1 protein-coding gene and 1 pseudogene are annotated in these 1,086 nt (G+C 45.1%); one reads left to right on the plus strand and one right to left on the minus strand.

Going from position 1 to position 1,086, the window contains the following annotated elements:
• Positions 1-761, minus strand: a 761-nt coding sequence (locus R7E42_RS25285; RefSeq protein WP_318073277.1) for a mechanosensitive ion channel family protein, incomplete at its 3' end; no start/stop codon positions are given.
• 259 nt (positions 762-1,020) lie between these two features.
• On the opposite strand from R7E42_RS25285, the pseudogene R7E42_RS25290 reads away from it, so the two are divergent.
• Positions 1,021-1,086: pseudogene (locus tag R7E42_RS25290) on the plus strand (XRE family transcriptional regulator); the annotation flags it as partial.

The raw sequence follows: 1,086 nt of genomic DNA on the forward strand, positions 1-1,086 counted from the left end.
TGACGGTTTAGCATTCGGGAAGGGTTTTCAACCACGATGTTGCTAAACACGGAGTTAGGCACATAAAGTGGGCGTTTATCAAACGTGCGGATGCTGGTCATGCGCCAACCAATGCGCTCTACGGTGCCCTCGATTTGACGATCTGGAGAGCGAATCCAATCGCCTACTTTGAATGGACGATCGAAGTAAATCATCAAACCACCGAAGAAGTTCGACAGCAAATCTTTTGCAGCAAGACCTACGATTAAGCCACCCACACCACCAAACGTCAGCAGACCAGACAGAGACAAGCCAAATGCCTGCATGATGGTTAATACGCCGATAGTGATGATGAATAATCGCCCGACTTTCGCGATGGCTTGAACGGTGGTTTCGTCTCGGTTTTTCTGTTCCAGAACGAAATCTTCGATATTGGTGATCAGTCGCATGACGGTCCATACGAAGACGCTGATAATAAGAATCAGCTTGAGCGTGCTCAGCCAATTGATCTTGTCATTCAGTTCGCTTTCTAAAATGATGCCGAGTGACACCGTAGCAGGCCAACACCAAATGAGTGTGCTCACTGGCGCTTTGAGCGCATCAAGCAACATGTTATCCCAATGAAAAGGGGTTTTCTCGACAAGAATTGCAAGACGGGAACGGATGACTCGCCAAGCGATCCATGCGATAAAACTGGCTAACGTGATAAAAAGAACACTTCCGCTCCAATCCTGACTATGCGCTTGTACATAGTTTTGTAAATCGGTAAACCACTGTGACATAAGTAACTTTTATTTCTGATGAACCATGGTGGGAAAGGTAGCAGATATTGAAGTATCACCCCAGTAATTTCCGGGATTTCATCCATTTATCACTATTATCTGATGAATTTTGAATCGAAAGCGGACGCGTGCAAGCCTTGCCATACCTTTGCTGAGCGCAAATATTCGAACGATCAATTATAAGTTCTCTGACTTATCGCTAACATTTATCTCAAGCAAGTGTGAGAGTGTATTGGCACTTGAATTATCGGAGGCAGATATGGAATTTACAGAGCTGGATCGAAACGCGCTCTACGACATCTGGATGTCACAAAAAGCCAAAATG

The organism is Vibrio sp. Vb1337 (assembly GCF_033338715.1).
Lineage (GTDB): Bacteria > Pseudomonadota > Gammaproteobacteria > Enterobacterales > Vibrionaceae > Vibrio > Vibrio alginolyticus.